At 70.9% G+C, this 25089-nt stretch carries 19 protein-coding genes; 13 read left to right on the top strand and 6 right to left on the bottom strand.

Annotated features, from left to right (window positions below):
* Positions 1-244 precede the first annotated feature (244 nt).
* The 5 genes from mhpA (at position 245) to AC6JA9_RS41795 (ending at position 5550) form a co-directional block, all read left to right on the top strand.
* Positions 245-1834, top strand: coding sequence for a bifunctional 3-(3-hydroxy-phenyl)propionate/3-hydroxycinnamic acid hydroxylase MhpA (gene mhpA, locus AC6JA9_RS41815; protein ID WP_223750809.1), 1590 nt, complete (start codon positions 245-247; stop codon positions 1832-1834).
* Between the two features lie 180 nt (positions 1835-2014).
* Positions 2015-3154: a M4 family metallopeptidase gene (locus AC6JA9_RS41810; protein WP_267698751.1), complete on the top strand. Its 1140-nt coding sequence runs from the start codon at positions 2015-2017 to the stop codon at positions 3152-3154.
* A gap of 3 nt (positions 3155-3157) precedes the next feature.
* Positions 3158-3490: a protealysin inhibitor emfourin gene (locus tag AC6JA9_RS41805; protein WP_141327369.1), complete on the top strand. Its 333-nt coding sequence runs from the start codon at positions 3158-3160 to the stop codon at positions 3488-3490.
* 57 nt (positions 3491-3547) lie between these two features.
* A complete protein-coding gene (locus AC6JA9_RS41800; RefSeq protein WP_163865909.1) occupies positions 3548-3946 on the top strand; it encodes a BlaI/MecI/CopY family transcriptional regulator in 399 nt (132 codons plus the stop codon).
* On the top strand, positions 3943-5550 hold the full coding sequence (locus AC6JA9_RS41795) for a M56 and MltD domain-containing protein (protein WP_267698753.1): 1608 nt from the start codon (positions 3943-3945) through the stop codon (positions 5548-5550). The genes AC6JA9_RS41800 and AC6JA9_RS41795 overlap by 4 nt, the downstream gene beginning before the upstream one ends.
* Before the next feature lie 623 nt (positions 5551-6173).
* On the opposite strand, the gene AC6JA9_RS41790 is transcribed toward AC6JA9_RS41795, so the two are convergent.
* Positions 6174-6818, bottom strand: coding sequence for a TetR/AcrR family transcriptional regulator (locus AC6JA9_RS41790; RefSeq protein WP_223750813.1), 645 nt, complete (start codon positions 6816-6818; stop codon positions 6174-6176).
* 75 nt (positions 6819-6893) lie between these two features.
* Between AC6JA9_RS41790 and AC6JA9_RS41785 the strand changes: the two genes are divergently transcribed.
* Complete coding sequence (locus tag AC6JA9_RS41785) at positions 6894-7721, top strand: alpha/beta fold hydrolase (protein ID WP_426748757.1); 828 nt, start codon at positions 6894-6896, stop codon at positions 7719-7721.
* 28 nt (positions 7722-7749) lie between these two features.
* On the top strand, positions 7750-8760 hold the full coding sequence (locus tag AC6JA9_RS41780; protein WP_223785801.1) for an extracellular catalytic domain type 1 short-chain-length polyhydroxyalkanoate depolymerase: 1011 nt from the start codon (positions 7750-7752) through the stop codon (positions 8758-8760).
* A gap of 3 nt (positions 8761-8763) precedes the next feature.
* Here AC6JA9_RS41780 and AC6JA9_RS41775 read toward each other — a convergent pair whose 3' ends face one another.
* Entirely contained in the window at positions 8764-9723 is a 960-nt protein-coding gene (locus tag AC6JA9_RS41775; RefSeq protein WP_408891796.1) for an MBL fold metallo-hydrolase, read from the bottom strand.
* 65 nt (positions 9724-9788) lie between these two features.
* On the opposite strand from AC6JA9_RS41775, the gene AC6JA9_RS41770 reads away from it, so the two are divergent.
* Positions 9789-10679: a LysR family transcriptional regulator gene (locus AC6JA9_RS41770; protein WP_426748758.1), complete on the top strand. Its 891-nt coding sequence runs from the start codon at positions 9789-9791 to the stop codon at positions 10677-10679.
* 24 nt (positions 10680-10703) lie between these two features.
* On the opposite strand, the gene AC6JA9_RS41765 is transcribed toward AC6JA9_RS41770, so the two are convergent.
* Positions 10704-11690 carry a dioxygenase family protein gene (locus AC6JA9_RS41765; RefSeq protein ID WP_223750817.1) on the bottom strand — a complete coding sequence of 329 codons (987 nt, stop codon included), beginning with the start codon at positions 11688-11690 and terminating at the stop codon, positions 10704-10706.
* A gap of 121 nt (positions 11691-11811) precedes the next feature.
* Here AC6JA9_RS41765 and AC6JA9_RS41760 point away from each other — a divergent pair, with 121 nt between their 5' ends.
* From AC6JA9_RS41760 to AC6JA9_RS41745, 4 genes are all read left to right on the top strand, one after another.
* The gene (locus AC6JA9_RS41760; RefSeq protein WP_141327381.1) at positions 11812-12633 is read left to right on the top strand and encodes an SDR family oxidoreductase; all 822 of its coding nucleotides are present in this window, start codon (positions 11812-11814) and stop codon (positions 12631-12633) included.
* Positions 12634-12672: 39 nt separating this feature from the next.
* Entirely contained in the window at positions 12673-13806 is a 1134-nt protein-coding gene (locus AC6JA9_RS41755) for a virulence RhuM family protein (RefSeq protein WP_497958826.1), read from the top strand.
* Between the two features lie 613 nt (positions 13807-14419).
* Positions 14420-17758, top strand: a complete 3339-nt coding sequence (locus AC6JA9_RS41750; RefSeq protein WP_483579176.1) for an ATP-binding protein — start codon at positions 14420-14422, stop codon at positions 17756-17758.
* 97 nt (positions 17759-17855) lie between these two features.
* On the top strand, positions 17856-18947 hold the full coding sequence (locus AC6JA9_RS41745; RefSeq protein WP_223785803.1) for an isopenicillin N synthase family oxygenase: 1092 nt from the start codon (positions 17856-17858) through the stop codon (positions 18945-18947).
* 27 nt (positions 18948-18974) lie between these two features.
* Here the strand turns inward: AC6JA9_RS41745 and AC6JA9_RS41740 are convergent, their stop codons facing one another.
* The 3 genes from AC6JA9_RS41740 to AC6JA9_RS41730 all read right to left on the bottom strand — a co-directional run bounded on the left by AC6JA9_RS41740 (position 18975) and on the right by AC6JA9_RS41730 (position 23599).
* Positions 18975-20162, bottom strand: a complete 1188-nt coding sequence (locus AC6JA9_RS41740) for a hypothetical protein (protein ID WP_223750821.1) — start codon at positions 20160-20162, stop codon at positions 18975-18977.
* A 1-nt stretch (position 20163) separates the two neighbouring features.
* A complete protein-coding gene (locus AC6JA9_RS41735) occupies positions 20164-22722 on the bottom strand; it encodes a TonB-dependent receptor domain-containing protein (RefSeq protein WP_497958825.1) in 2559 nt (852 codons plus the stop codon).
* Between the two features lie 520 nt (positions 22723-23242).
* On the bottom strand, positions 23243-23599 hold the full coding sequence (locus AC6JA9_RS41730) for a hypothetical protein (protein ID WP_223785806.1): 357 nt from the start codon (positions 23597-23599) through the stop codon (positions 23243-23245).
* A gap of 266 nt (positions 23600-23865) precedes the next feature.
* Between AC6JA9_RS41730 and mltA the strand changes: the two genes are divergently transcribed.
* Complete coding sequence (mltA, locus tag AC6JA9_RS41725; protein ID WP_223750824.1) at positions 23866-25080, top strand: murein transglycosylase A; 1215 nt, start codon at positions 23866-23868, stop codon at positions 25078-25080.
* The last annotated feature ends 9 nt before the right edge of the window (positions 25081-25089 follow it).

Here is a 25089-nt window from a genome sequence, read left to right as displayed (position 1 = left end):
TCCGAGGTTCCAAGAAGGGAAGAGCGTGTCTTGCCTAACGTAACACGTCGCACCGGACGCTCCCTCGCGGGTAGGGATTAACCCAGGCAGGGTGGCTTTCATCACGCGGTGCGGCTCGAATTCCCAGTACACGGCAGCTCGCCGCCACGAGCGGACAGCATTGCGAATCGACCTGTGCGGTCACACCCTGGTCACACCTCGTTCGTTATGAATCAAGCCAGACTGGTGAACCACGGGGGTCGCAATGGTTTGTGACAAGCAGCAGGCCGACATGGAGGTCGATGTCATCATCAGCGGCTGCGGTCCCGTGGGAGCACTGACAAGCAATCTGCTGGGCTCGCTGGGCGTGCGCACGCTGGTGCTGGAGCAGGACCTGGCGCCGCATGGACAACCGCGGGCGTTCTCCTGCGACGACGAGGGGCTGCGCATCTACCAGTCCACGGGGCTGGGCGCCGAGCTGCAGAAGGACATGCGGCAGAACCATTTCGCTGAATATGTGGGCGAGACGGGCAGGCGCTTCGCGGAGGTGCACACCAGCTCGGCGGACTTCGGCTTCGGGTACTCGCCGCTGTGGTTCTTCCACCAGCCGCTGGTGGAGGGGGTGCTGCGCGGCGGGCTGGAGCGCTTCCCTCACGTGACGCTGCAGCTGGGCGCGAGCGTGGAGTCCCTGGAGCAGGACGGCGCCGGGGTGACGGTGCGCTACCGCCTGGTGGAGAAGGGTGAGACGCGCACGGTGCGGGGCCGCTTCCTGTTGGCGTGCGACGGGGCGCGCAGCCCGGTGCGCAAGGCGCTGAACATCAAGATGGCGGGCCGGGCGTACGGCGAGCCGTGGCTGGCGGTGTCCGGGCAGGTGGAGGGCGACGCGCCGGAGCTGTGCCGCTTCGTGTGCGACCCGAAGCGTCCGGCCTTCGTCGCCACGGGCGCGGTGGGGCAGTTCCGGTGGGAGTTCATGCTGATGCCGGGCGAGACGCGCGAGGAGATGGAGCGCCCGGAGACCATCAAGAAGCTGCTGGAGCCCTACATCGACCCGGCGCGGGTGCACGTGGAGCGCGCGCAGGTGTACACGTTCCACTGCCTCAACGCGGCGCGCTGGCGCGACGGCAACGTGTTCCTGCTGGGGGACGCGGCGCACACCATGCCGCCCTTCATGGGCCAGGGCCTGGTGTCGGGCATGCGCGACGCGTCGAACCTGGCGTGGAAGATTCAGCGCGTGGTGCAGGGGCTGGCGCCGGCGTCGCTGCTGGACACCTACGAGGAGGAGCGTCGTCCGCACGTGGAGGCGGTGCAGAAGCTGTGCGTGCGCGTGGGGCACCTGTTCCTCGCGCGCAACCGCTGGGTGGCCAGCGCCCGGGACATGGTGATGCGCGCGCTGCAGCGCATCCCCCGGGTGCGGCGCTTCATCCAGGGCTTCGAGTTCAAGCAGCCGCCGATGCACGAGCAGGGCTACTACCTGGGCGGCAAGCGCGAGGGCGCGCAGTCCGCGGAGGGCACGTACTTCATCCAGCCCAAGGTGCGGCTGCCGTCCGGCCAGGAGGTGTTGCTGGATGACGCCATCGGCAACGACTTCGCGGTGCTGTGCCGCGCCAACGCTCCGTCGGCGCAGCTGGCCGCGGCGCGCGGGCTGGCGGAGGCCCTGGGTGGGCGGCTGCTCGCCGTCCAGTCGGCGGGCGAGCACGGCGGCGAGGTGCCCGCGGTGGAGGACATCACCGGCAAGCTGGGCGACTGGTTCTCGCGCCATGGCTCGGACGTGGTGGTGCTGCGGCCGGACCGCTTCGTGTTCGGCGCGGTGAAGGCGGAGCGGCTGCCGGAGCTGCGCGACGCGCTGGGCGTGTGACGCTGGAGTCGGGTGCACCCCGTGGGAGGCCGAGGGGTGCGCCAGACTCCCTCGTGACGGGCACGCGGCGTGGCGCCCCGTGTGTCCCCGGCCCCTCGTGCGAGCCCGTGTAACCCGGGCTCCGGAGCCCGGGCGGTGTCCCTACCTTGACGGCTGGAAAGCCCACGAGGGGGGACACCGATGAGGACGCGCGGAGCACGAAGACACGTTCATTCCATCCACTGCATCCTGCCGCCGTATCTGCTGCGCTCCATCGCGGAGAACGGCACGCCCCAGCAGCGCGTGAAGGCGCTGCGCACGGTGGCGACGGACAGCACGTTCCGGGCGCTGCGCTTCGCCGGGGGACGGCTGGCCGCCGCGACGCCGTCGCTCCGACGGGTGCCGGCGATGATGGTGGAGTCCCAGCGGCAGCGGAGCATCTACGACCTGAAGGGCGAGGAGGCCTTCCCCGGGACGCTGGTGCGCTCGGAGGGGCAGGCGCCATGCGGGGACCTCGCGGCGGACGAGGCCTATGACGGCCTGGGCGCCACGTATGACTTCTTCTGGGAGGTGCTGGCGCGCAACTCCATCGACGGGGATGGGATGCCGTTGCAGGCGTATGTCCATTACGGGCGCGACTACGACAACGCCTTCTGGGACGGCCGGCGCATGGTGTTCGGCGACGGTGACGGCGAGCTGTTCAACCGGTTCACCGTCTGCCTGGACATCATCGCGCACGAGCTGTCGCACGGCGTGACGGAGGACGAGGGGCCGCTGTGGTACTTCCGGCAGGCGGGCGCGCTCAACGAGTCCATGTCGGATGTCTTCGGCTCGCTGGTGAAGCAGTGGAAGCTCGGCCAGACGGCGGACCAGGCCGACTGGCTCATCGGCGACGGGCTGCTCGGCGAGGCCGTGGAGGGCAGGGCGCTGCGCTCGATGAAGGAGCCGGGCACCGCCTTCGACGATGACGTGCTGGGCAAGGACCCGCAGCCCGGACACATGCGCGACTACGTCAACACGTGGGAGGACAACGGCGGGGTGCACATCAACTCCGGCATCCCCAACCGCGCCTTCGTGCTGGCGGCGCTGCGGCTGGGAGGCCAGGCGTGGGAGCGGGCGGGCCGCGTCTGGTACGAGGCGATGCGAGACCCTCGTATCCTGCCGGACACGAACTTCTCCGACTTCGCGCGCATCACCGTCATCGCCGCCACGCGGCTGTACGGCCCGGGCGAGGTGGAGGCGGCGGTGAAGGAGGCCTGGGAGGAGGTGGGACTGCGCGTCACCCGCGACAGGGTGTCGGTGTCGCAGTGGAGCCAGGGCTCGCAGCCCGCTGGAGCCTGAGCCATGTCGACGCGCATCACGCTCTCGCAGGAGGGCGGGCTTGGGGCCTTCCCCGGGCTCGCCCGTCCGAGGAGCGTGGAGCTGGACGCGCTCCCCGCCGAGGAGGCCCGGGCGCTGGAGGAGGGGCTGCGCGACACGCGCTTCCAGGCGCTGCCCCGCGTGGTGGGCGGCGCGGGCGCACAAGGCGCGGACCGGCGTCGCTACACCCTCACCGTCGAGGAGGGGACACGGCGACACACCGTGGACCTGGTGGAGCCCGTGGAGGACCCGCGCCTGCGGGAGCTCCTGTCCCTGGTGAAGCGAGCCACCCGGAAGCGGCGCGGCGGTTCGAACTAAGGGCTTAGTTGACGAAGAACTAAGGTCTTAGTAGTTTGCTGGCCACGGAGGACCTCCATGGCCAGACAACCCGAGCCCGAGGCGCCCCGGCCGTTGACGCCGGTGGAGCTCGAGCTGATGCACATCGTGTGGAAGCAGGGCGAGGTGAGCGTGGCGGACGTGCTGGCCGCGCTGCCGCCGGAGCGCGCGTTGGCGTACACGTCCGTGTCCACGGTGCTGCGCATCCTGGAGCAGAAGGGTGTCGTCGTGAGCCGCAAGCAGGGGCGGGGGCACCTGTACTCGGCCACGCTGCCGCGCGAGACGTACGAGGCGCAGAGCCTGCGCCACCTGGTGGACACCGTGTTCGACGGGACGCCCTCCGCGCTGGTGGCGCGGCTGGTGGAGGCGGTGCCGCTGGCGCCCGACGAGGTGGAGCAGATCCGCAAGCTGCTCAAGGCGAAGGGCGGCAAGCCGTGAGCGCGCTGGTGTCGCTGTATCTCGCGGTGGCGCTGGTGCTGCCGGTGGCGCTGCTCCTGGCCTGGGGCGCGATGGCGGTGCTCGCGCGGCTGGGGTGGGCGCTGTCGGCGCGGCAGGCGCTGAAGGTGGGGCGAGGGGCGCTGCTGCTCGCGCTCGTGCTGCCGCTCCTGGTGATGGGCGCGCGGGCGCTGTCTCCCGCGGGGCCGCTGTTCGACTTCGAGCGCTCCGTGGCGCGGCAGGCGCAGCGGCTCCCGTCGGCGGTGTGGACGGCGAGCGCGGTGGGCAACGCGGCTCCCGCGGCGTCGAAGGCGACCGCCGTGCCCGTCGGGGTGTGGATGGGATTGTCCGGCGCGTGGCTCGTGGGCGTGGCGCTCTTCCTGGGGCGGGCGCTCTGGCGACACCAGGGATTGCTCCGACGGCTGGAGCGGCTTCCCCGGGTGCGCTCGGTGCGGCGGGTGGCGGTGGTGCTGGGCGAGGATGGGACGCCCGCGTTCTCGGCGTGGTTCCCCCGCTGGGGCTCGCGTCCGTCCGCGTGGGTGGTGGTGCCCGCGGCGCTGCTGGAGGACCCGGAGGCGCTCCGGCTCACCGTGCTGCACGAGCTGCAGCACCACCGTCAGCGCGACACGCACCTGGCGCTGGGCCGGCTGTGGTTGACGGGGTTGTTCTTCTGGCATCCGGCGGTGCACGTGTTGTCGCGCTGGCTCGCGTCGCTGCAGGAGCTGGCGTGTGACGAGGCGCTGGTCGCCAGTGGACGCGCACAGGCCCAAGCGTATGCGCGCTGCCTGCTCCAGGCGGCGCTCCGACTCCCGGGCGCCCAGCCCGTTCCCGCCGGTGCCACCGGCATGTCCCATCCCACGCAGAGGAGAATCCACATGCTGTTCCAGCCGCGTCCCCGTCGCACCCACGCCGTCCCCGCGCTGCTCGCCGCGCTGTCCCTGTTGCTGCTCCCCGTGGCCGTGCTCGCGCAAGGCGCGGCGAAGGGGCGCACGGTGACTCGCGCCGAGGTGGAGGCGCTCGCCCGGACGAGTCAGCCCCAGGGGGATGTGTCCATCGTCGTGGACGACAAGGTGGTGGAGAACCTCAACAAGCTCATCGGCACCGAGAAGGGGCGCGCCTTCATGAAGCGCGCGCTGGAGAACCTGGGCACGCACCGCGCGGCGATGACGTCGACGCTGAAGGCGAAGGGGCTGCCCGAGGGACTGCTCGCGGTGGCGGTGGTGGAGTCCGCGGTGACGAACATGCCGCAGACGGATGGGCGGCCTTCACTCGCTCCGGGGATGCGTGGCGCGGGCGTGTGGATGTTCATCCCGGAGACGGCGCGTCGCTATGGGCTGGAGGTGAGCGCGACGAAGGACGAGCGGCTCGACGTGGCGCGGGAGACGCAGGCCGCGGCGACGCTGCTGTCGGACCTGCACGCGCGCTACCAGGACTGGCGGCTGGCGCTCGCCGCGTACAACCAGGGTGAGCGCAAGGTGGACCAGGCCCTGAGCGAGGGTGGCAGCCGCGACACGACGGTGCTCCACACCGCGGGGCACCTCAATGACTATCCCGCCACCGTGCAGGCGGGGCTGCTCGTCGTGCGCAACCCGCACCTGCTGGACTGAAGGGCCGCGGTCCGGCTTCGCTCGGTGCGTCGTGTCTGGGTGTGTCGACTGCCCCACCGTGCAGGCAGGGCTGCTGGGCCTGGCCGGCTTCGCTCGGTGCGTCGTGTCCGGGTGTGTCGATCGCCACCGTGCAGACAGGGCTGCCTGTTGTTGAAGCAAACCGTCCGGTGTCCCTCGGTGTGAGTGATTCGCGGGTCGCGCCCGGGCTGTGTCGACTCCGTGGGTGGCTGTCCCGTGTGTCTGGGGCATCCGCGAGGGCTGTGCGGAGGCGACTGGACCGGCTCGACTTCGTGAGTGGCTCCGCGACGCGCGGAGGTGAAGCTCCTCATGACCGTCTGGCGGATGCGGACCCGGCGCTGTGCTCGCAAGGACAGCTCGTCCCGTGCCGTCCTCACCTGTGAGCCATGGGAGCGGCGAGTTCGACCGGGTCTGCTCGAGGCAAGCCAGGCCGCATCGGGTGGAGTGAAACCGTGTCCGCGCGAGAGGTGTGCTGTCACGCGCGTCGGAGTGAAATCACGGCCCGCCTGACTCCGTTCAGGCGGGCTTCTCCGCGTGCGCGCCCCGTACCATCGAGGGCAGCGGCACGCTCACGGGTGGAGGCCGCGAACCACCCCGCGCTCAGCTCACGACGCCGCACTGCCTCCCAGCATGCGCAGCGCCAGCTCCGCGTGCAGGTCCGCGAGCGTGTCCACGTCGAGCGCGCTCCCGGGCTCGTACCAGTAGGGCAGCCGCACGCCCATCGCGGAGATGGCCGCCGCCGCGACGCGCGGATGCGGCGGAGAGAAGCTCCGCTGCGCCACGCCCCGCTCAATGACCTCCGCGAGCAGCGCGGCGGACTTGTCCCGCAGCAGCACCGCGGGCTCGGCCAGCTCCGGCGTCAACGCATACAGCTCCTCGTTGACCACCACCGCCAGCTGCGGGTGCAGGGCGTGGGTCCGGGTGTGGGCTCGCACCAGCGCCCGTACCTGCTCGGCCGGCTCCGGGCCGGAGCTCTTCAGCGCGGCCTGCAGCGCGTCGTGGTGGGCCTCGTGGCCGATGCGCACCAGCTCCGCGAGCACGTGCTCCTTGGAGGAGAAGTGCGCGTACAGCGCACTCGGCTGCAGCTCCAGCACCTTGGCCAGGTCTCGGATGGAAGTGTCGTGATAGCCGCGGCTGGCGAAGAGCTGGAGCGCGGTTTCCAGGATGCGACGACGGGTGCCGTCCGACGGAGCGGAAGGCGGAAGGCTCGCCGGATGGGCGCGAAGCCGCGAGCGGGTCGGTGGGCTCATGTCAGTGGTTGATGAACGAACGTTCATTCAGCTAGGGTGTGGGGAACTGCTGTTATTTCGCGCCAGGAGTTCTGGATGTCCACGCTTCAGCTCGCGGATTCGTCTCTTCACTACGAAGAGTCTGGGCACGGCATTCCGGTCTTGCTGCTTCACGGCCTTGGCTCCTCGGGCGCGGACTGGGAGCTGGTGACACCGAGGTTGTCAGGGAATTACCGACTGCTGGTGCCAGATGCACGGGGGCATGGGACGAGCGGGAAGCCCCCTGGGACGTACGGAGTGCCACTGTTCGCCCGCGACGTCGCGGCGCTGTGCGACGCGTTGGGGCTGAAGAAGGTCCATGTGGTGGGGCTGTCGATGGGCGGGATGATGGGCTTCCAGCTCGCGGTGGACCGGCCGGACCTGGTGCGCAGCCTGGTCATCGTGAACAGCGGGCCGGAGCTGGTGGCCCGCACGCTGCGTCGCAAGTTCGAGTTCGCGCTGCGGCTGACCTTGCTGCGGCTGCTCGGGCCCGCGGGGCTGGCCAGGGTGCTGGCGCCCAAGCTGTTCCCCAAGCCGGAGCAGGAGTCGCTGCGTCAGCGAGCCATCGCCGCGTTCTCCGCCAACGCGCCGGATGCCTACCTGCGCGCCACGCGCGGGCTCGTGGGGTGGAGTGTGATGTCTCGTTTGAAGGACATCACCTGCCCGGTGCTGGTGGTGCACTCCGAGCGCGACTACACGCCCCTGGCCTCGAAGCAGGCGTATGTCGAGCTGCTGCCGGACGCGCGCCTGACGGTGCTGGCGGACTCCGGGCATGCCGCGCCGCTGGACCAGCCCGAGGCGCTGTGTGACGCGGTGGAGGTCTTCCTCCGCGAGGTCGATGGCGCCGCCGCCGGTGCCACGCCTGGCGTTCGCGCCGGGCCTTGAGCGAGCTCCCCAAACAGGAGGCTGGACGATGTCGATGCTTCGACGTGGTGGCGCACTCTCGCGGTCGCTGTGGCTGCTCTCGGTGGTGGTGACGCTCGGCGTGGGGGCCCCCGCCCACGCCGGCTCGTGGGTGCATGGCATCCACGTGGGCTCCTCGGGCGCGCGGGGCTATCAGCTCTGGGTGCCCACCGGGTATCAACCCGGGACGCCCAGGCCGCTCCTGGTGGCGCTGCATGGCTGTCTCCAGAACCCGGACCAGTTCGCGGGCCTCACGCGCCTCAACGAGAAGGCGGACGCGGAGGGCTTCCTCGTCCTGTATCCGAACCAGGCGATGTTCGTGAACGCCACGCAGTGTTGGAACTTCATGCTCGGCACCAACATGGAGCGCGGCAAGGGCGAGCCGGCGCTCATCGTCGGCATGGTGGAGGCGATGAAGCAGCAGTACTCGGTCGACGCGCGCCGCGTGTACGTGGGCGGCGTCTCCGCGGGCGGCGTGCTGACGGGCACGCTGATGGCCTGCTACTCGGACGTGTTCGCCGCGGGCATGGTGGGCGCGGGCGCCATGTACAAGGCGGCCACCACGGTGTCCGGCACCGCCTTCGCCATGCTCTTCGGCAGCATCTACTCGCCGGATGACCGGGGCAAGGACGCGTGGACGTGCTCGGGCCGGCCGCGACGCACGGTGCCGGTGCTGGTCATGCACGGTACCGAGGACAGCGTCGTCAACCCCCTCAACGGCGAGCAGGCGATGAAGCAGTTCCTGCAGACCAGCGACTACGGCGACGACGGCGTGGCCAACGACAGCGTCCGCGGCACGCCCACGAGCACCGCCACCTTCCGCGCCGCCGGTGGCCGCGACTACACGGTGAAGAACTACGTCTACGGCGGTGAGCTCGTGGGACAGAAGCTGGAGGTCCGCGGCATGGACCACGCCTGGCCCGGAGGGGATTCACGCTATCCGTTCGCGGACCCCGCCGGTCCCGACGCCACGACGTTGATGTGGGACTTCTTCAAGCAGCACGCGCTCGACGTGCCGTAGGCGTCAGTGCTGGTGACCCAGGCGCACCGCCACCTCGGGGTGTGCCTGGGCGAAGGCGCGCAGCTTCTCGAAGCTCTGGCGGCCGCGCGCCGCGTCGGCGGTGAAGGTGCCCGGCTCCACGTCGTGCTCCCAGCCCCAGCGGGTGTGGCTGGCGTCGCCCACCAGCAGCACGGGGCCCTTCGTGGAGCGCACCAGGTACGCGGTGCTGCCCGGCGTGTGGCCCGGCACCCAGAGCGCCCACACGGAGCCGTCGCCGAAGATGTCCACCGCGCCGTCGAAGGGGCCTTCCGTGTCGGGCGTGTACGTCCACTCGGACACGGCGGCCTTGCCCGACAGCGCGCGGTCCGCGATGGACTGGGTCAGGACGTTGAGGAACGCGCGCGTCGTCGTCTCGCCCGGCCCTGCGTAGACGGGCGTGCCCGCGGGCACGTCGGCCATGCCGGTGAGGTGGTCCAGGTGCAGGTGCGTGAGGAACACGCCCGAGAGCGGCCCGGGCTGCTTCGCGAGCCACGCGCCCAGCGGCTGCTTCACCTGCATCTTCTCCTTCACCTTCATGGCGTCGGCGAGCAGGCCTCGCAGGGCCGCCTGCTCCGGCGCGTCACGCAGCGCGTTCTCCACGCCGGTGTCGACGATGTAGAGCCCCTTCGTCGGGTGGCGCAGCGCGTGGAAGAAGACCTGGATGGGCTCGTCGCCGTCGACCAGTCCCGCGGACTTCGCGGTGGGGTGGCCCAGGTTGACGAGGCCGCCGCGGTCCACGGCCCAGTCCGCCGAGGCGATGGACTCCAGCTCCACCGGGCCGGGCTCGCTCAGGAGCGCGAGCAGCTCCGCCGAGGGCCGCGCCGCGCCGAGCGTCGAGCGCTGGTGGGGATGCGAGGTGGTCGCGGCGCCCACGAGGACCAGGGTGGTTGCCGCGACGAACAGGACGGCGACGGCGACGAGGAGGATGCGCTTGGCGTTCTTCATGGGGGCCAAGGTAGCGATGCGCTCCTGCATGGAAAATGGCGATTCTGGTATGAAGCCATGCATTCATGGATATCTCCTGGGAGGACGCGCGGCTGTTCCTGGCCATCGCGGAGACGGGCAGCTTCAGCGCGGCGGCGAAGCGGCTGCGCGTGGGGCAGCCCACGGTGAGCCGGAGGCTGGCGGCGCTGGAGTACGCGGTGGGCGCCAAGCTGTTCCGGCGCGGCGTGGAGGGCGCGGCGCTGACGGCGGCGGGTGAGCGGCTGGTGATGCCGGCGCGGAAGATGGCGGAGTGGGCCGGGGAGCTGCAGCGCGCGGCGGAGTCGAGCGACTCGTCACCCAGGGGCCTGGTGCGCGTGACGGCGAGCCCCTTCCTCAGCTTCGACTTCCTGGCGCCCTTCGCGAGCCACGTGGCGGGCAAGCACCCGGGGCTGCGGCTGGAGGTGCAGTCCACCATCCAGTACGCGGACCTGGGACGTGGCGAGGCGGACCTGGCGCTGCGCACCCAGTGCACGCGCAACGCGGACCTCACGTGCCTGTTCACGCTGGAGGTGCACAACGCGGTGCTCGTCTCGCGCGCGCTCAAGGAGAAGCTGCCCAGGCGCCCCACGCTCCAGCAACTGCCGTGGGTGGCGTGGGCGCCGCCGTACGAGGCCGTGCCGCCCAATCCGCAGCTGGAGTCCATCATCCCGAACTTCTCGCCCGCGTTCACCTCGGACAACTACCTGGTGCTGCTGTCGGCGGTGGAGGCGGGCGTGGGCGCCACGGTGTGCGGGCACGTCCCGCACCGGTTCAGCACGCGGCGCGAGCGCAACCTGGTGGAGCTGGACATCGACCTGGGGCCCTACGCGAAGAGCGAGCTGCATCTCATCTGCGCGAAGTCGGCGCTGGACATCCCCCGGGTGCGCCGCGTGTCGGAGCTGCTGGTGCAGGAGCTGGAGCGCGCGCGGAGGCGCTGACGCCTCGCGCGCTCGTCGAGGTGATTACGGGGTGCCGCCGTCCAGGCCCGGTGGAGGTCCCATGCCGCCATCCCAGCCCGGGGGCGGACCCATGCCACCGTCGCCGCCGGGAGGCGGCCCGCCTCCGCCGCCACCGTTGCCGCCGGGAATCTGGCACTGCGCGGTGTCGAGCGAGGAGCGGATGATGAGCGTCTTCCACGCGAGCAGGGCGCCGTCGTCCTGGCGCGCGGTCTGGAAGAGGTAGTCGTTCACGGACTCGGCGGACACCACGTTGTCGTTGGCGTTGGTCGTGTCGCGGGGGCCGCGCGTGTCGTAGAGCGGCTGGTGGTTGATGATGTCGTCGTTGAGCGCGTCGTCGAAGAAGAGCTGTGACGTCACGTACTCCGCCTCGCCGAGGCGCACGGTGAAGTGGATGTGGACGGTGCGGCTGCTGTACCAACCGGGGAAGCAGGTGTCGAAGTCGCAGCGGCCGTCCGCGTCCGTGACCTGCACGCCGCGGAACCAGCGGGCGCTGGTGGCGGACGGGTCATCGGAGGTGCAGAAGGTGCTGGCGTCCTCGCCGGAGTAGAGCCCTTCCGGGGCGGCGTGCCAGATGTCGACGGAGGCGCCCTGGATGGGGCGGCACTGGTCGTCGAGGATGCGGAAGGCGAGCCGCACGGGCAGGCCGTCGTGGCCCTCGCTGATGTCCTTGCGGACCAGGGTCTGGGCGTAGCAGGGGCCCAGGGTGGCCGCGCAGGTGAGGGCGCAGGGGGTGCCTGACTCGTCGGTGAAGGGGTCGGCGTAGGTGCCCGACATGGCGGCGGTGCCGCCGGTGGCCCAGGCGGTGGCGCCGGTGCCTCCGTCCGGGGGGGAGCCCGAGTCGGCGTCGCCTCCGGAGGAGGGTGAGTCCTCGGGGCCGCAGGCGAGCACCTGCACCAGCGGTATCGCCGCCAGCGTCAGGCCCATGCCGCGCAGCACCTTGCGGCGGCTCATGATGGCCGAGGTGAGGGTCTTGGTGTCCTGGTTGCTCATCGCGAGTCCTCTTTGGGGGTCGATGGGTCCGGCCCGAACAGCCCGTGTCCTCGGGCTCGAGAATCGCTATACCCAGGGAGTTCTTAAGCAGACCTTACGTGCCACCCACGGAGACGCGCGCATGACGACACTCAAGGGGAAGACGCTGTTCATCACCGGGGCCAGCCGGGGCATCGGCAAGGCGATTGCGCTGCGTGCGGCTCGGGACGGGGCGAACATCATCATCGCCGCGAAGACGACGGAGCCGCACCCCAAGCTGCCGGGCACCATCTTCACGGCGGCGGAGGAGATCGAGAAGGCGGGCGGTCGGGCGCTCCCCATCGCGGTGGACATCCGTGAGGAGGACCAGGTCGTGGCCGCGGTGGCGAAGGCGGTGGAGACGTTCGGCGGCATCGACGTGCTGGTGAACAACGCGAGCGCCATCCACCTGACGGGCACGGTGGACACGCCGATGAAGCGCTATGACCTGATGCACAGCATCAACACGCGTGGGACGTTCGTGTGCTCGAAGGCGTGCATCCCGCATCTGAAGCGCTCGAGCAATCCGCACATCCTGAACAACTCGCCGCCGTTGAACATGGAGGCGCGGTGGTTCGCGCCGCACGTGGCGTACACGATGGCGAAGTTCGGCATGAGCATGTGCGTGCTGGGCATGGCGGAGGAGCTGCGTGATGACGGCATCGCGGTCAACGCCCTCTGGCCGCGCACGGTCATCGCGACGGCGGCGGTGCAGAACCTGTTGGGCGGCGAGGACACCATCAAGGGCAGCCGCACGCCGGACATCATGGCGGACGCCGCGTACGCCATCCTCACCAAGCCCAGCCGCAGCTTCACGGGCAACTTCTGCATCGACGAGGACGTCCTGCGCGCCGACGGCGTGACGAACTTCGACAAGTATCAATCCGTGCCCGGCGAGGACCTGTTCCCCGATTACTTCATCTGAGGCCGGGCGTAGGGCGACGGTCCATGTGCCTGTCGTGGCATGGACCGTGTATCCACCTCGGGCTTCGACATGGCGCCATCGGCGAGGAGGGTGTGGAGGATGGGTAAGGGTGACTCCGGGCAGTCCGGGGATGGAGCCGGTGAGTTCCTGGTCTATGTCGGTGACGACGGTGCTTCGAAGGTCCACGTCCGGCTCTTCGAGGGCACGGTCTGGCTGACCCAGAAGCAGCTTGCCGAGCTGTTCGGCAAGGATGTGCGGACCATCAACGAGCACCTCCAGAACATCCACGAGGAGGGAGAACTCGACCCGACGGCAACCCTCCGGAAATTCCGGATAGTTCAAATCGAGGGTTCCCGAGAAGTCACGCGATGGGTGGACCACTACTGCCTGCCAGCCATCATCGCGGTGGGCTACCGCGTCCGCTCCACGCAGGGGACACGCTTCCGTCAGTGGGCCACGGCCCTGTTGGACGAGTACCTGGTCAAGGGCTTCGTCCTCGATGACGCTCGGCTCCAGTCGACATCGCAGCCAGGCGAGGACTACTTCGACGAGCTGCTGGAGCGGATCCGCGAGATTCGCGCATCGGAGCGGCGCTTCTACCAGAAGCTCACCGACATCTATGCGCAGTGCAGCGTCGACTACGACGTCCAGGCCGAGGTCACGCAGACCTTCTATGCGACGGTGCAGAACAAGCTGCACTGGGCCATCCACGGACACACGGCGGCCGAGCTGATTCACGAGCGCGCCGATGCGAGTCAGCCCAACATGGGGCTCGCGACCTGGAAGAACGCTCCGAGCGGGCCCATCCGGAAGTCAGACGTCACGGTGGCGAAGAACTACCTCTCGGAGGAGGAGCTCCGGGAGCTGAGTCGTGTCGTCACCATGTACCTGGACTACGCGGAGGACCAGGCCAGGAGACGACGGCCGATGACGATGCGGGAGTGGGTGACGAAGCTGGATGGCTTCCTGCAGTTCAACGAGCGAGACGTCCTGTCTCATGCGGGAGGTATCAGCCACGAGCTGGCGACGGCCCATGCGGAGGCCGAGTTCGACCGCTACCGCGAAGCGGGACGCAAGCTGGAGGCGAGCCTCCCGAACTCGGACTTCGACCGCGCCGTCGAGACCACCCGGCAACTCGAGGGGCGGAGCCGGGGGCGCGGGAAGAAGCCTTGAGCCACGCCGGCGAGCCCGTTCGCCTGGGGGGAAGACGACTTACCTGTGAAGTGTTGGGGAGCAGAGCATTCCAGCGTCACTGATTGCACGCTTGTGGACGTGACACTAGAAGCGCAGGCCACTTCCATTCTTCCTCCGAGCACTGATGTCCGAGCAGGACTCCCCCCCGAAGCGCGCCGCGGCATTCCTGGAAGGCCACCTTGGCGGAGGTGGCGAGATGGCGGACCTGGTTCGCTCCAAGGACTGGTCCCAGACCCCCCTGGGCCCTCTCGAGGGCTGGCCCACCAGCCTGCGCACCATGGTCGGCGTCGTGCTGGGCAACCGCTTCCCCATGCTCCTGTGGTGGGGCCCTCAGCTCCTTCAAATCTACAACGACGGCTACCGCCCCGTGCTGGGCATGAAACACCCCGCCTCGCTCGGCGCCCCAGCGTCCGTCATGTGGCAGGAGATCTGGGACGTCATCGGTCCCATGGCGGAGGGCGTGCGCCAGGGCGGCCCCGCCACCTGGAGCGAGCACCTCCAGCTCTTCATCAACAGCCGCGGCTTCGTCGAGGAGACGTTCCACACCTTCTCGTATAGCCCCGTCTACGACGAGGGCGGCGGCGTCGGCGGCGTGCTCGTCACCGTCCAGGAGACCACCGAGCAGGTCCAGGACAACCGCCAGCTCAAGCTGCTCGGCGAGCTGGCCACCAGCTCCGCCTCCGCGAAGACGGCCGAGGAGGCCTGCCAGACGGCCGCGCGCATCTTCTCCGCCTACGGCGAGGACCTGCCCTTCACCCTCCTGTACCTGCTCGACGACGCCGCCACCCAGGTGCGCTGCGTGGGCTCCAGCGGACTGGATGGCTACTCGGGCCCCGCGAAGCCGGAGTCCTGTCCCTTCCCCCCGATGCCCGACGCGCCCCAGACCTGGCCCTTCGCGCAGGCCGCGCACACCGGCCGCGAGGTGCTCGTGGAGGAGCTGGGCGCGCGCTTCGGTGTGCTGCCCCGTGGCCCTCGCGGGGTGGTGCTCTCGCGGGCCGTGGTGCTGCCGCTGGCGCGCTCGGGGCAGTCGCACCCGTATGGGTTCCTCGTCGCCGGCGTCAGTCCCACCCGCTTGCTGGACGAGCGCTACCTGGCCCTCTTCCGGCTGGTCGCGGACCCGGTGGTGACGGCCATCGCCAACGCGCGCGCGTACGAAGAGGAGCGCCAGCGCGCCGAGGCCCTGGCCGCCATCGACCGCGCCAAGACGGCCTTCTTCAACAACGTCAGCCACGAGTTCCGCACCCCGCTGACGCTGATGCTCGGCCCCACCGAGGACGCGCTGGCGTCGTCGGCGCGCGCGCTGTCCGGCGAGGGACTGGAGACCGTCCACCGCAACGCGCAGCGCCTCTTGAAGCTGGTCAACTCGCTGCTCGACTTCTCCCGCCTGGAGGCCGGCCGCATCCAGGCCCGCTACGAGCCGGTGGACCTGGCCGCCCTCACCGCGGGCCTGGCCAGCGCGTTCCACTCCGCGCTGGAGCGCGCGGGGCTGGGCTTCGACATCGACTGCGCCCCGCTGCCCGAGGCCATCCACGTCGACCAGGACATGTGGGAGAAGATTGTCCTCAACCTGCTCTCCAACGCGCTGAAGTTCACCTTCGAGGGCCGCATCGCCATCTCCCAGCGCTGGGTGGACGGCCAGGTCCAGCTCCAGGTCTCCGACACGGGCATCGGCATCCCGGAGCAGGAGCTGCCGCGCATCTTCGACCGCTTCCACCGCGTGCAGGGCGCCCGCGCGCGCACGCACGAGGGCTCCGGCATCGGCCTGGCGCTGGTGCACGAGCTGGTCCGGCTGCACGGCGGCTCGCTGTCGGTGGCGAGCACCGAGGGCCAGGGCACCACCTTCACCCTGCGCATCCCCGCGGGCACCGCCCATCTGCCCCAGGAGCACCTGGGCGCTCGCGACACGCGGGCCTCCACCGCCCTGGGCGCCGCGCCCTTCGTGAACGAGGCGCTGCGCTGGCTGCCGGGGGGCCTGGAGGTGGAGTCGCTCGAGGTGGGCACCGAGGTGCCTCCGGAGGACAAGCGCCCCGGCTCCGCGCGCATCCTGCTGGCCGACGACAACGCGGACATGCGCGAGTACCTGAGGTCCCTCCTGTCCCGTTACTGGGAGGTGGAGACGGTGGCGGATGGTCTCGCGGCGCTCGAGTCCGCGCGCGCGCGTCCTCCCGACCTGGTGCTCACGGACGTGATGATGCCGGGGCTGGATGGCTTCGGGCTCCTGCGCGAGCTGCACGCCGATGAGCGCACGCGCCACGTGCCCGTCACCATCCTCTCCGCGCGCGCGGGCGAGGAGGCCCGCATCGAGGGACTGCGCGCCGGCGCCGACGACTACCTGGTGAAGCCCTTCTCCGCGCGCGAGCTGATGGCGCGCGTGGAGACGCAGCTGACCAAGGCGCGCCTGCAGGCCATCCAGGAGGCGCACGGGAGGATGCTCACGCGCGTCTTCCAGTTCGCCCCCGTGGGCATCGCCATCCTTCGCGGCCCCCAGCACGTCTACGAGTTCGTCAACGCGGGCTACCTGCGGCTCATCGCCAACCGGTCCGTGGTGGGCGTGCCCATCGCCCAGGCGCTCCCCGAGCTGGCCGGCCAGGGCATCTTCGAGCTGCTCGACAACGCCTACCGCACCGGCGAGCCGTACATCGGGCGCTCCCTGCGGGCGACCATCATCTCCGGCGAGGGCGGGCCTCCGCAGGAGCGGTTCTTCGACCTGGTCTACCAGCCCATGCTGGATGACGCCGGTCAGGTGGACTCCATCGTGGTGGTGGCCTTCGACGTGACGGACCTGTCCAACGCCCGGCGCGAGGCGGAGTCCGCCAGCCGCGCGAAGGACGAGTTCCTGGCGATGCTCGGCCACGAGTTGAGAAACCCGCTGGCCCCCATCCTCACCGCGCTCCAACTGCTCCGGCTGCGCGGCGGCGAGGCCGTGGAGCGCGAGCGCACCGTCATCGAGCGGCAGGTGCACCACCTGGTGCGGCTGGTGGATGACCTGCTCGACGTGTCCCGCGTCACGCGGGGCAAGGTCGTGCTGCGGCGCGAGCGCGTGGAGCTGGCGGAGGTGGTGGCGAAGTCCATCGAGCTGGCCAGTCCCTTGTTGGAGCAGCGCGGCCATCACCTGACGGTGGAGGTGGCGCGCCAGGGCCTGCCATTGGACGCGGACGCGACGCGGCTGGCGCAGGTGTTCTCCAACCTGCTCACGAACGCGGCGAAGTACACCGAGCCCGGGGGACGCATCACCGTCCAGGGCGCGCGCGAGGGGGACGCGCTGGTGGTGCGGGTGCGCGACAACGGCACGGGCATCAGCGCGGAGATGCTGCCGCGCATCTTCGACCTCTTCTTCCAGGAGCGTCAGGAGCTGGACCGCTCGCAGGGCGGCCTGGGCCTGGGGCTCGCCATCGCCCGGAGCCTGGCGGCCCAGCACGGCGGCACCCTCCACGCGGACAGCGAGGGGCGGGGCCAGGGCAGCACCTTCACGGTGCGGCTGCCCGCGCTCGAGGCGGGAGTGGAGGCTTCGGCGACGGTGGCCACGGATGAGGCGGCCTCGCCGCGGGAGGCGGTCCCGATGCCGCACCGGGTGCTGATTGTCGACGACAACCGCGACGCGGCGGACGTGCTGGCCGAGGCCCTGGACATGCTGGGCTGCGAGACGCGCGTCACCTACGACGGCCCCAGCGCGCTCCAGGTGGCGCCCACGTTCCGCCCGGAGCTGGCGCTGCTCGACATCGGCCTGCCCGTGATGGACGGCTACGAGCTGGCGAAGCACCTGCGCACCCAGCGGCCCGACGGCGGGCTCCAACTGGTGGCGGTGACGGGCTACGGCCAGGAGTCGGACCGGTTGCGCTCAAAGGAAGCCGGCTTCGACGCGCACCTGGTGAAGCCCATCGACTTCAACACCCTGGGCTCGCTGCTCAAGCGCCTGGGGCCCGTCTCCTGACGGACGGGGAATCCACGGCATGGCGGCTGAGCTATGCTGTGGGCCTCCGGATGGCTTTGGGGGGTGGGGCCCGGGGAGAACAGACGAGGCGTTCGGGATGAGCAGCGACGTGGCGGCAGCGAAGGACGCGGTGGTGGTACTCGATTACGCGAAGCTGGTGGAGGGCGCGGACCTGTCCGCGGACATCGCCCGCGCGTATGGCCCGGATGGCATCGGCCTGCTCATCGTCCGGGGGATTCCGGGGCTGGTGGAGCTGCGCCAGGGCCTGTTGCCGCTGGGCTTCCGCTTCGCCGCGCTCCCCAACGAGGTGAAGGACCGCTACGTCCACGAGCGCAGCAGCTACTCGTTCGGCTGGAGCCACGGCAAGGAGGTCCTCAAGCCCGGCCAGTTCGACGAGTTCAAGGGCTCCTACTACAACAATCCCCAGTACGACGCGCCCGCGGTGGCGCCGGCGCTGGTGGAGAAGTACCCGGAGAACTACCTGCCCAACGTGTGGCCGGACGCGGACTTCCCCGCGCTGCGCCCCGCCTTCCAGGCGCTGGGACGGAAGATGGTGGACGTGGGGCTGCTGGTGGCCGCGCAGTGCGACCGCTACGTGAAGGCGAAGCTGGGCGAGCGGCTGTCCCCGGACGCGAGCCTTACGCGCACCATCCGCGAGTCGCGCGCGTGCAAGGCGCGGCTGCTCTACTACTTCGCCATCAACGAGGACGCGACGCCGCGCACGCGCGACTCGTGGTGCGGCTGGCACAGCGACCACGGCTCGCTGACGGCGCTGTGCCCCGCCATGTACTTCGACGCGGAGCCCGGCGCCCCGGAGCCCACGCGCCAGGACATCCCGGTGCCGGACCCGGACGCGGGCCTCTACGTGCGCACGCGCTCCGGCGAGGAGCGAAAGGTCGTCATCCCCAAGGACTGTCTGGCGTTCCAGATTGGCGAGAGCGCGCAAATCGTGACGGGGGGACTGCTGCGCTCCACGCCGCACGCGGTGCAGGCGCTGGCCCACCCGGCGAGCCGCAACATCTCCCGCTCCACGTTCGCCGTCTTCATGCAGCCCGACAACGAGGAGCACCTGCGGCCGCCCGAGGGCACGGACCCCGCCGAGGTCCGCGTGGGCGCCTTCCAGCCGGGGATGACCTTCGGCGACTTCGCGCGCGCCACCTTCGCGCGGTTCTACAACCCCTACGCGTGAGCCCCGCTCGCGCGGGGTGTCGCTTCTTCAGAAGACGGACACCTCGCGCAGCTGGGTGAAGTAGCCGCGGGACGGCGTGGGCAGCCCCGGGACGGTGCCGAGCGAGTACACCCGCACCTTGTCCACGAGCGGCGCGCCCCCGGCCAGGGGGATGTCCACGTCCCGCTCGAACGAGAACTGCGTGTTGACGTCATCCGTGTAGGGCGCGTCTCCCAGCTCCGGCGCCGGGGCGCTCTGGCCCAGCGCCACCCAGGCTCCGCCCTCCAGCGAGCCCTCCACGTGGAAGACCTCCTGGGGACGCGTGCCGGTGTGGCCCCGAATCAGCACCCGTCGCGGGCGGGTGGGCTCGCGCAGCCGGAAGACGAGCTCATCCTCCAGTGAGCCGAAGCGCGAGATGGGCACCCGCTTCGATTCGAGCTTCCCGTCGGTGAAGGGGCACGGGTCCACCACGGCGTCCGTCTCACAGGGCTGTCCCCGGCTGACGGGGACGGCGCCGGTGAAGGGCAGCGGCACCGGGGGCGCCTCGTGCACGTCCGTGTATTCGAGCGCGCTCTGGATCCACGAGCGCTGTCCCCGCGCGCGGGCCTGCACGTACGCGAAGGGCGGCGCGAAGTCCTCCAGCATCTCCGGTCCCAGGAAGGCCTCGCCGGAGCGCGTGTCCTGGGTCCACACCACGCCCCACTCACCGCGGGCCTGCACCGCGTAGGTGTGCGAGGGGATGTCCGCCAGCGCGGGCACGTCCACCCAGGACAGCTTCACGCCGGCGGCGTCTGGATGGGATTGGACGCGGCTGTCCCAGCGGCGCAGGGGCGGCACGTCCACGTCCAGCACGAAGTGGAGGGCCAGGAAGTCCCGCGCGCCGTCCACGGGGGGCAGGTGGAGCTGGAAGTTCTTGAGGCTGGCCCAGGGGGTGGGGCGCTCCAGCAGGTCCGCGCCGGTGTCTCGCGCGGACAGCTCGTGCAGGAACAGGCCATCCGCGTCCGGCGTCACCTGGGCCCACGGCTCGTAGGCCAGCGTGGGTTGGCCGGTGGGAGGCTCGCCCGGGAGCGGCCTGGGGCCCGGGAGCTTGCGCGGGCGCATCAGCGTCAGCGGGCCGCCGCGCCAGGGCGTGCCGTCGGTCTCCAGCACGGTACCGGAGAGGAAGACGGGGGTCTCCGGCTCCAGCGCGCAGCCGGAGGTGAGGAGGACGAGGGGCAGGGCGTGACGCAGGTGCATGTCAGAAGGTCCCCTTGGCGCCGAGCGTGGGCAGAATCACCGGGATGCCGAAGTCCTTGCGCTTCAGACGCACGGGCTGGCCGTCCTCACCCTCGTAGCCGTAGTCCCGCGTGAGCACCTCGCTGCGCGCGGTGACGTTGAAGACATCCAGGTACACGTCGAGCAGGAACGAATCGAAGACGAGGGTGCGCGAGGCGCGGAAGTCGAGCCGGAAGAACGAGGGCAGCCGGTCCACCGCGCCCCGGCCCACGGGCTTCCACTCGGGCTCGCCGTCCGCGCCCACGCCCTCGCGCATGGTGCGGTAGCCGAACTGGCCCGTCTCCGGACGGCCGGTGTTGAAGTGCGCCACCGCGCCCAGGGTGACGAAGTCGAAGCGGTAGCTGAGCGCGGCGTTGACGGAGTGCGCCTGCTCGAAGGTGTAGGGCAGATAGCCCTCGACCATGCCGAGCTCCTCGCCATTGGGGCCCACCTTCGCGTAGCGCTCGAAGCGCTTGCTCTGGTTGAAGCCATACGTGAGCCAGCCGAACCAGCGGCGGCCCAGGGGACGACGCACCATCAGCTCCAGGCCGTAGCTGTGGCCGTGGCGCTCCACGTCCTCGGCCTCGAGGCCCCGGCGCCGCAGGTTGCTCAGCACGTCCTCGAAGTTGAACTCCAGCGTGCGCAGGAGCGGGTTGAAGTAGCCCTCGGCCGTCACCTCCCAGCCGTTGAGGGGGCGCCACTCCGCGCCGAGCGAGAACTGCGCCGCGCGCTGGAGGCCGCGTTCGAGCGCGAGCATCTCGCCCGCGGGCACCGGCAGCAGCACGGTGGCGGGCTGGTGATACAGGCCCGCGCCGGCCTTCAGCGTGAGGCCCTCCGTGAGCGCGTGCCGCACGGCGAGCCGGGGCTCCAGCGCCAGCCGCGTCCGGTCTCCGAAGCCGTGGTAGCTGTCGAGCCGCAGGCCCGGCACCAGCACCCAGCGCGCGGAGGGCGTGTACGTCAGCTGCGTGCCCACGCCCGCGAAGGTGCCCAGGATGCCGGGGCGCGAGTACGCGTCCTTCCCGTCGAAGGGCCCCACGGGCCGGAACCGGCCGATGGCCAGCATGCTCGCCTCGCGGCGCTCCGCGTGGCTGAAGAGCTCCAGCTTCAGGTCCGCCGAGAGCTCCCGCGTGTAGCCCGCGCGCAGGGCCACGCTGCCCTGCGACAGTTCGTAGGAGCCCGGCTGACGGAGGCCCTTGCTGTAGGCGAGGCCGAGCCGGTCATACCCGAGCGTCAGGCCCACCTCGGCCTCGCCTCCCGCGAGGGGGTGACGGCCTCGCAGGTCCAGGCGATGGAACAGCAGACCCACGCCGCCCGAGTCGCCCGTCTCCGGCTCGCGCGCGGTGAGGCCCACCGCGTCCGACGTGCCCAGCGCGAGGAGGCGGAGCTGTCCTTGGCCCACGCGCTGCTCCACGCGGGCCTGATAGTCCCAGTAGTCCGCGTAGACCTTGGGCTCGCCGGAGTCGCGGTACACGGTGCCGTCGCCCGAGGTGTACGAGGAGGGCGCGTTGACGGTGTTGATGACGCGGGTGATGACCAGGCCCGTGTAGCTGACGCGCGCGGCGGCGGCGACGGTGGTGCCCGTCTCGGGGATGGGCACCTCCAGGAAGGCGCCGGCCTGGATGAGGTCCGCGTACGCGCTGCCGTGGAGGCCCTCTTCGCGAGGCCGGCTCACGTGCGCGTCCACCGCGCCGCCCAGCAGGCTGCCGTAGCGCGCGGAGGGGACACCGACCTGGAAGTCGAGGGACTCGACGAGGTCCGGGTACACCACCGCGTTGCCGAGCATGAGGTGGTAGAGGAAGGGCACGCGTACGCCGTCGACGAAGAAGGCGCTGGCGGCGGGCTGTACGCCGCGGACGACGGGGTAGGAGAGCCCGGAGGCGAGCGTCGTCACGCCGGGCATCAGCATCACCACGCGGAACGGGTCGCCCATGGTGCCGGGGACCTCGCGCAGCTCCTGCTCGTGCAGCGTGACGCGGGAGACCTCGGTGCGCGGCCGGTCCGCGCGCACCACCGTCTCGTAGGGGTTCACCGCGAGGGGCTCCAGTGTGTAGAGCACCTCCAGCCGCTGTCGGGCCTCGACCGTCTCGGTGAGGTACAGCAGGCGGTGGCCCGGCGAGGTGACTTTCAGCGCGTGCTCGCCGGGAGGGAGCTCCAGTCGGAACTGGCCCTGGGCGTCGGCTTCGACCGTCGCCGTGTGGGTGCGGATGATGGCGCCGGCGAGCGGCTTGCGGCTGCCCTTCGCGCGCACGCGGCCGGTGAGCACCGCGCGGGTGTCCTCCACGGGAGGGGGCTCGAAGCGGTAGGTGAAGGGGACGCGAACGGCGACGGGCTGGCCCTGCGAGGTGGCGGGGTGGAAGCGCAGGCGGGGCGCGGCGTGCAGCGCGGCGCGGGCGAGCGCAACCGGCGGCTCACCGACGACGCGGGTCTCGACGACCTCGCCGGCCTCGTCGAGGGTCAGCTCCAGCTCCACGGAGACAGGCGCGTCCAGGACCTGGCCCTCGGGCAAGCGCGCGGGGGCGTCCTGGGCGAGGGTGGGAGCCACGAGGGCCGAGGGCTCGTCGGCAGACGAGGCCCGTGCCGGGAGGACACCCAGGAGCAGCAGGAAGAGGAGGCCGAGGCGTGTCATCGCGGGGGAGGGGAGACAATCCTTCCATACGCGGGCACTTCGGGATTCAGGTCGTTGCCGGGTGTGAGGAGGTTCCGATTCACCCACCACGGCGCCGTGTCGGTGCGCCGCCCGAGCGCGATGCTGGGCCCGGGGGACAGCAGTGCCGTCGCTCCCCCGGGCAAGGAGTCGTTGTCTCCGGGGAGGGAGCCCCTGCCGGAAAGACGACGGTCGTCGGAGTCTCATCGCCCACCTGGGACGGCGACTCACGGCTCCGGTCCGCAAGAAGAGAGGTCGAGCCCGCGCGTGAGGTTCGCAGGGCGCGAGGCGCTGCACGACGGCGGACCTCCGTGTGGAGGGGGCCCTGGACCTCGACGCGGAGCTGCGTCGCGATGGCGCGGGACGCGGAGACGACACCGCCCCGGAGCGTGGCTCACGGGGCGGTGAGGCGTTCGAGTCAGGCGTTCGAGGCGCTGAGTCGTCGGGCGCACCAGGCATCCACGGCGGTGGCGCCGAGGACGAAGGCGACGGCGCCCGCGACGTTCTCCTTGCGAGGGCTGTGCTTCACCGCCGGGCCGAGGCTCGCGAGGTCCAGCAGGTCTCCTCCCACGCGTGCCCAGACCCACGGCGTGGGATTGGCGCGGGTCAGGATGCCGACGCCCGCCGCGATTTCGCGCAGGCCATAGGCGCGCAGCAGTCCGGTGCCTCGTCGTACGCCGAGGAAGCGGGCCAGCGCGCCGGGCGCCACCAGCTCACTCAAACCCAGTCCGATGCTCACCCATCCGAGCACCCTCGCCACTTTCCTTGCGTTCACGATGAATCCTCCCGAGGGCATGGCCGGCATGGCCGCGCCCGACGTGTGCGGAAAGGATGGGGGCGATGCTCGCGCGGTGACGCCAGGGGCTGCTCGCCTGCGTGCCGGGGTGGACGGCTTGCGGGCCCGGTGCATGGCGCGGGTCCGGGCGCGAGGGCTCCCCCGTCGCTGAGGGCTGGGACGTGTCGTCGGCGGCCCGTGGCTTCCCGGCACGGCGCTGTCCGGAAGTGTCGCCCGTGCACGGGCTGGAGTAGGTACGAGGGGTGATGCCCACCCGGTCCTCTCGTCGCCTTGGGTTGCTGTGCCTGCTGCTCGTCTGCGCCGCGTGCGCGCGTGCGCCCCGTCCCCCTGTCACGCGTCCGCAAGATGCGCTGGTCGCCGAGCTCGCCTCCAACGTGGCGCTCATGGACGACGCGGACCCGGCGTCGCTGCGCGTGGCGTTGGACCAGAGCCTCAGCTGGCTGCGGACCCGACCCGTGGACCACCGCTTCGTCTACGGGCCTCGCGAGGTGACGGCCGGCGAGCTGGTCTCCGCGCTGGAGCGGCTGCGCGCGCGGCTGACCGACGGCATGTCCTCGCTCGACGTGTCCAAGGCGGTGATGGAGGACTTCGAGCTGCTGGAGTCCGCGGGCGGCGAGGACGGCACGGTGCTCTTCACCGGCTATTACGAGCCGGTCATCGAGGCGAGCCTCGCGCCCACGGCCGAGTACCGCATCCCCGTGCTCTCCGCGCCGGACGACCTCATCGAAGTCCCGCTGGAGCCCTTCGCGGAGCGCTTCGCCTCCGAGCGTGTCTTCGGCCGGCTCGAGGGCAGGCGCGTCGTCCCCTACTGGAACCGCGCCGAGATTCGCGGAGGGAAGCTGGGCGAGCGCAAGCTGGAGCTCGCGTGGGTGAAGGACCCGGTGTCGCTGTTCTTCATGGAGGTGCAGGGCAGCGGCACGCTGCGCCTCATCGACGGCACCGAGCGACGCGTGGGCTACGCCGCGTCGAACGGCCGCCCGTACCGCAGCATCGGCGCGCTGCTCATCCAGGAAGGCGCCATCCCTCGCGAGCAGATGTCCATGCAGGCCCTGCGCGCGTGGCTCGCGGCGAACCCGAGCCAGCGCGAGCGCGTGCTCGACTACAACGAGTCCTATGTCTTCTTCCGCTTCCTGCCGGGCGCGGCGGTGGGCTCACTGGGGCGCGAGGTGACGCCGGGGCGCTCCATCGCCACCGACGCGCGCCTGTTCCCGAAGGGGGGCCTCGCCTTCATCCACACGGACCATCCGGTGCGGATGGCGGACGGCTCGGTGCAGTGGCGGCCGTTGTCGCGCTTCGTCTTCAACCAGGACACGGGCGGCGCCATCCGGGGCGCGGGCCGCGTGGATGTCTTCTGGGGCCGAGGCTCCCAGGCGGAGCTCGCCGCCGGCATGATGAAGCAGAAGGGCCGGCTGCTCTTCCTGGTGCCCAAGCCCCGCGCCCCCGCCGTGACGGCGCGGTGACGCGGGGCA

The sequence above is a fragment of the Myxococcus sp. MH1 genome (assembly GCF_059738865.1).
Note: the sequence above shows the minus strand (reverse complement) of the source record. Positions and strands in the feature narration are given on the sequence as shown.

Excerpts from the sequence above, each read along its gene's own strand:
- mhpA (WP_223750809.1), top strand. The coding sequence starts at position 245 with ATGGTTTGTGACAAGCAGCAGGCCGACATGGAGGTCGATGTCATCATC.
- AC6JA9_RS41810 (WP_267698751.1), top strand. The coding sequence starts at position 2,015 with ATGAGGACGCGCGGAGCACGAAGACACGTTCATTCCATCCACTGCATC.
- AC6JA9_RS41805 (WP_141327369.1), top strand. The coding sequence starts at position 3,158 with ATGTCGACGCGCATCACGCTCTCGCAGGAGGGCGGGCTTGGGGCCTTC.
- AC6JA9_RS41800 (WP_163865909.1), top strand. The coding sequence starts at position 3,548 with ATGGCCAGACAACCCGAGCCCGAGGCGCCCCGGCCGTTGACGCCGGTG.
- AC6JA9_RS41790 (WP_223750813.1), bottom strand. The coding sequence starts at position 6,818 with ATGAGCCCACCGACCCGCTCGCGGCTTCGCGCCCATCCGGCGAGCCTT.
- AC6JA9_RS41785 (WP_426748757.1), top strand. The coding sequence starts at position 6,894 with ATGTCCACGCTTCAGCTCGCGGATTCGTCTCTTCACTACGAAGAGTCT.
- AC6JA9_RS41780 (WP_223785801.1), top strand. The coding sequence starts at position 7,750 with ATGTCGATGCTTCGACGTGGTGGCGCACTCTCGCGGTCGCTGTGGCTG.
- AC6JA9_RS41775 (WP_408891796.1), bottom strand. The coding sequence starts at position 9,723 with ATGAAGAACGCCAAGCGCATCCTCCTCGTCGCCGTCGCCGTCCTGTTC.
- AC6JA9_RS41770 (WP_426748758.1), top strand. The coding sequence starts at position 9,789 with ATGGATATCTCCTGGGAGGACGCGCGGCTGTTCCTGGCCATCGCGGAG.
- AC6JA9_RS41765 (WP_223750817.1), bottom strand. The coding sequence starts at position 11,690 with ATGAGCAACCAGGACACCAAGACCCTCACCTCGGCCATCATGAGCCGC.
- AC6JA9_RS41760 (WP_141327381.1), top strand. The coding sequence starts at position 11,812 with ATGACGACACTCAAGGGGAAGACGCTGTTCATCACCGGGGCCAGCCGG.
- AC6JA9_RS41755 (WP_497958826.1), top strand. The coding sequence starts at position 12,673 with ATGGACCGTGTATCCACCTCGGGCTTCGACATGGCGCCATCGGCGAGG.
- AC6JA9_RS41745 (WP_223785803.1), top strand. The coding sequence starts at position 17,856 with ATGAGCAGCGACGTGGCGGCAGCGAAGGACGCGGTGGTGGTACTCGAT.
- AC6JA9_RS41740 (WP_223750821.1), bottom strand. The coding sequence starts at position 20,162 with ATGCACCTGCGTCACGCCCTGCCCCTCGTCCTCCTCACCTCCGGCTGC.
- mltA (WP_223750824.1), top strand. The coding sequence starts at position 23,866 with ATGCCCACCCGGTCCTCTCGTCGCCTTGGGTTGCTGTGCCTGCTGCTC.